Source organism: Actinomycetota bacterium, assembly GCA_036280995.1.
Taxonomy (GTDB): Bacteria; Actinomycetota; CALGFH01; order CALGFH01; family CALGFH01; genus CALGFH01.
Genome location: DASUPQ010000805.1, coordinates 1 through 4,639, shown reverse-complemented (window position 1 = coordinate 4,639; position 4,639 = coordinate 1). Strand labels below are relative to the sequence as shown.

The 4,639-nt window shown below is 69.3% G+C and carries 2 protein-coding genes; both read left to right on the top strand.

Features of this window, described 5'->3' with window-relative positions; genetic code table 11:
* Positions 1-674 (top strand): hypothetical protein (locus VF468_26880; GenBank protein ID HEX5881914.1); only part of this gene is annotated, 674 nt, incomplete at its 5' end.
* Between the two features lie 1,858 nt (positions 675-2,532).
* On the top strand, positions 2,533-4,639 hold a 2,107-nt coding region (locus tag VF468_26875; GenBank protein ID HEX5881913.1), incomplete at its 3' end, for a DEAD/DEAH box helicase.

The window sequence follows — 4,639 nt, the reverse complement described above, 5'->3', positions numbered from 1 at the left end:
GGCCACGCGACCGGTCCGGCGCCCTGCACGACGCGCAGGACCGCGAAGCCGCGCTGCTGGCCTACCAGCGCCAGGAGCAGGACGCACTGGCCGCCACCGAGGCCAGGCACGCGGCGGTGCGCCTGGCGCTTGGCCACGCCGCCCGGGCGGCCCGGGCAGCGGCCCGTCATGCCATCAGCCAGCACCAGCAGGTACTGGGCGAGCTCGAAGACCGGCTCGCCCAGGCCGGCGACGAACGTGCCGACCTGGAGCAGCAGCACGCCGCCTTCCTCGACTGGCAGGCGCGGCACGGTGTCGTTCTCGCCCAAGGCCAGGCGGCCGCGCAAGAGCTCCAGGCCCGCGAGGCGCGGATCCTCGAAGGCCTCGCCGTCGACCCGCCCGCCTACCTGCTAGCGGAGTTGGGCGCTGTACCCACCAACGTGGCAGGGCGCACGGCGTGGCTCGACGGGGCGGAACGGGTCGAGCGCCACCGGGCAACCTACGGCGTGACCGACCCGCAGCGAGCCCTGGGCGAGGAGCGGCCACCCGGGCCGGCGGCGCGCGCCCGCGCGGCCGGGCAGGTCCGCGACGACCTGGATCAGGCGTGCCAGGCGATCGACCGGGCGAATCGGGGGGCCGAGTTGCTGCCGCTCGAGCTGGGCGACGGCCCGCCAGGCCTGGGCATCGACGTGTGAGCGCGTGACCCGGTCCCAGGCGTCTTCGCCTCTCGCGCCCGAATGCATTGGGGCCGCCGCTCAGGAAGCCAGGCGGCGACGGGCAGCCGCACCGTGAACCCCGGGCCTTCGGCCACCTGCGGGCTGGCTGGGCCGCGGCTGGGTCCGTAGGCGGCGCAAGGATCCTGCACTCCTTTGCGCCGATCATCCAGCACCGGCCCGCCCTGGCGGTCCTGCATGACTGGGCCGGCGACGACGAGCAACCGGGCGGCCGCGTCTTGCGGCTCCCATGACGGCTCACCGGGCCGTCTCCGACCTGGCGGTGAGGTTGGTTGCTCGCGCAGTCCTTGATTCCTGCAGAATCACCGGACGCAGGAGACGCGGCGGCCAGAGTTCGTTCAACCACCTAATCGCAATGCGGCGGTCGCAGGACGTCTCGGTCGGCGAGTTTGTCTACGGGGTTGGACGTCGTGCTGCGTCCCGACCACCTGCCACGGCTGCCCCTGGCCGAGGGATGGTGGCTGGCCTACTCAAGCACCCAGTTCGCGCTGCACACCATCGTCTGCGCCGGGCCGCTGCCTGGTCGTGGCCAGTGTCGGGCTCGGCCTCGGCACCGGCGACGATCACCGGCAGCTGGTTGCCGCTATGGCACGCGGCCGGGTCATGGTCGCCTGTGAGCGGCAGGATTCCGCGCTGGTGGGCGCCGGCAGCCTGAGGTAATTTAGTCACCTACAACAAGTTCTCGTGTCTTTGGGTCTACACGAATAGGACGTTGAATTTGTTGATGTTCATCCCCCCTCTCATCCGTTACTTCTAAGACCTCTAGGTTATCTTTGGGGAGAGATTCATCGATAACTGATAGCACCTCCTCTTGACTGCATGCCACCGTGTCACCAGTACTAGCATCGATGGTTCTGTGTCGATGAACGATTACTCCAGTTTGTGCGTCATAAACATAGTATATCGGCATGACTCATTCCCCTTGACTTGTCACGGATTCGTGATGGCGACACCGTTGGCAACACAGGCCAGCTCGCCGTTGGGCGAAGGGGGGAAAACACGAAGCCTAAAAGTAACATTCCGTCCGAAACCATGGAAGGCACTTTGGCGAAGGTTGTTGAGGCTACCGGGCGGTCCCAGAACGCCTCCTGAGAGGACCCTTGTGGTCGGAATAGTACTGCCGTCGGGAGTGATGAGTGGTATATCCACTCCAATAGCGTTGTTAATATCAAAGGCCGAGGACCGAGGGTCAATCCAGGTGATAGAAGTCCACGCCACAAAGTTAGTAGGGGATCCGAAGTCAATGGTGACGGTGTCAGCGGTATCCATCTCGTGTACAAATAGCGTAACGACGCGCGCAGTCACGGTCGCTCCCCTCTGGCGTTGCTCGATAGGGCTTCCCGACTCGCCCCCTCTCGTCCTGCTGGAGTACGCGTAGGTCGCATTTTCCTAATTTATCCGTTAGTGTCAAGAGCGACCTTTCGCTGGTTGGCGTTAAGAGCGCGGGGTGCCCTTGACCGCCGCGGACAACCCCCTGCCGACAAGGCACCCCGTCGGTGGTCGAATGGGGACGCCGGTTCGGCTCAGCGTCGGTGGATGACCATGGCGATGCCCCGCCGGGGGCCGCGTGGTGATCGACGCCAGCAGTTCCAGCGGCGCGTCCGACGCCGGCTCGAAGCGCCAGTGCTTGAGTCGCTGGTTGTGACCAACCACCCCGACGTCGACTAAGTCGGGGAATCCTGAGCATCCTTCGCGATCCAGAAACACGAAGGGCCGTCCTGGGAACACTGCTGGCCTGGTTGTCAGGGTGCAGGGCTACTGTGATGGGCTGAAGCGATCAATCCAACTAGCCACCTGCGCTCTGGCTCCAGGAATCCTCATGCTCGTCCAACTCGACCACACCGCCGTTGCCGCCCAGGTCCCAACGCTGCTGCGGACCCTGGCTGGCCCGGCCGCTGTCCCCCACCCCGAGCAGCTGGCCGCCATCCAGGCCGTCGTGGCCGACCGCTGCCGGGTGCTGGTCGTACAACGGACGGGGTGGGGCAAGAGCGCGGTGTATTTCCTGGCCACCCGGCTGCTGCGCGATGCCGGCGCCGGCCCCACGTTCCTGATCTCCCCGCTGTTGGCCCTGATGCGCGACCAGGCGGCCGCCGCCGAGCGGGTCGGGGTGCGGGCGGCCAGCATCAACTCCACCAACGTGCGGGACTGGCGGGCGGTCGAGGACCAGATCGCCGCCGACCAGGTCGACCTGCTGCTGGTCTCGCCCGAGCGGCTCAACAACCCCGGCTTCGCCGCCCGGGTGTTGCCGCTGTTGACTCGCCAGGCCGGCCTGGTCGTGGTCGACGAGGCCCACTGCATCTCTGACTGGGGCCATGATCTCCGTCCCGACTACCGGCGCATCGCCCAGATCCTGCGCACCCTGGGTGAGGGGGTGCCGGTGCTGGGCACCACCGCGACCGCCAACGCCCGGGTGGTCGCCGACGTCGCCGAGCAGTTGGGCCAGGACACTCTGATCCTGCGCGGCCCGCTGGACCGGGCCAGCCTGGTCCTGTCCACGGTGGCGTTTCCGAGCGCGGCCGAGCGGCTGGCCTGGCTGGCCGAGCAGCTCCCCCAGCTGCCCGGGTCGGGCATCGTCTACTGCCTGACTGTCCCCGAGACCCGTCGAGTGGCCAGCTGGCTGCAGGCCAATGGCATCGACGCCCACGCCTACTCCGGCCGGGACGACCCCGCCGACCGGCTGGTCGTCGAGGAGGTGCTGGCCGCCAACGCCTGCAAGGCGGTGGTGGCCACCTCGGCCCTGGGGATGGGCTATGACAAGCCCGACTTGGCCTTCGTCGTCCACTACCAGGCCCCCGACAGTCCGATCGCCTACTACCAGCAGGTCGGCCGGGCCGGCCGGGCCCTGGACCGGGCCGAGGTGATCCTGCTCGGCGGGCCCGAGGACCGGCGCATCTGGGAGTACTTCACCACCACCGCGTTCCCACCCCGGCGGCTGGTCGACGAGGTCCTGGGGCTGCTCGCTGACGCCGCCGAGCCGTTGGGGCTGGCTGAGGTGCAGCGCCAGGTCAACCTGGGCCAGGGACGGCTGGACCAGCTGCTCAAGATCCTTGATGTCGAGGGCGCGGTGCGGCGGGTCGATGGCGGCTACCTGCGCGGGGATCCCGGCTGGGTCTATGACGCTGACCGCTACCGGCGGGTCACCGCCGCCCGCCGGGCCGAGCAGGCGGCCATGCTGGAGTATCTGACCAGCGACGGCTGCCTGATGGCCTTCCTGCGCCGCCAGCTCGACGACCCCGAGCTGGCCGACCTGAACGACCCCGACGCGGCCGCCTGCGGCCGCTGCCAGCGCTGCACCGGCCACGGCCTCCCCACCAGCGTGGACGCCCAGCTGGTGGCGGCCGCGGTGCGGTTCCTGCGCGACCAGGACGTCATCCTCCCGCCGCGCCGGCAGTGGCCGGCCGGAGCGGCCGTGGCCAGCCGTACCATCCCCGAGAGCCAGCGGGCCGAGCCGGGCCGGGCACTGGGCGAGGCCACCGACGCCGGCTGGGGGCCGCTGCTGGCCGACCTGCTCACCGGCGACCAGCCCCTCCCCCACCCAGTGATCGAGGGGCTGGCCCGGCTGCTCGGCCGCTGGGGATGGGAGGAGCCACCAACCTGGGTCACCTTCGTTCCATCCCGCACCCGCCCCTCGCTGGTCCAAGACCTGGCCGATCACGCCGGCGGGCTGCTCGGGGTGCCGGTGCATGCGGTCGTCCAGCGGGTGCGCCCGGCGGCCCGCTCCCAGGCTGAGCTGGCCAACAGCTTCCACCAGTACAACAACGCCCAGGACGCCTTCGCGGTCACCGGCACCGTGCCCGGTGGCCCGGTGCTGCTGGTCGACGACGTCCGCGGGTCCGGCTGGACGCTCACCACGGTTGCCGGGCAGCTGCGCGACGCCGGAGCTGGCCCCATCCACCCGTTGGCCCTGCTGTCCGGTTGGCCGACCA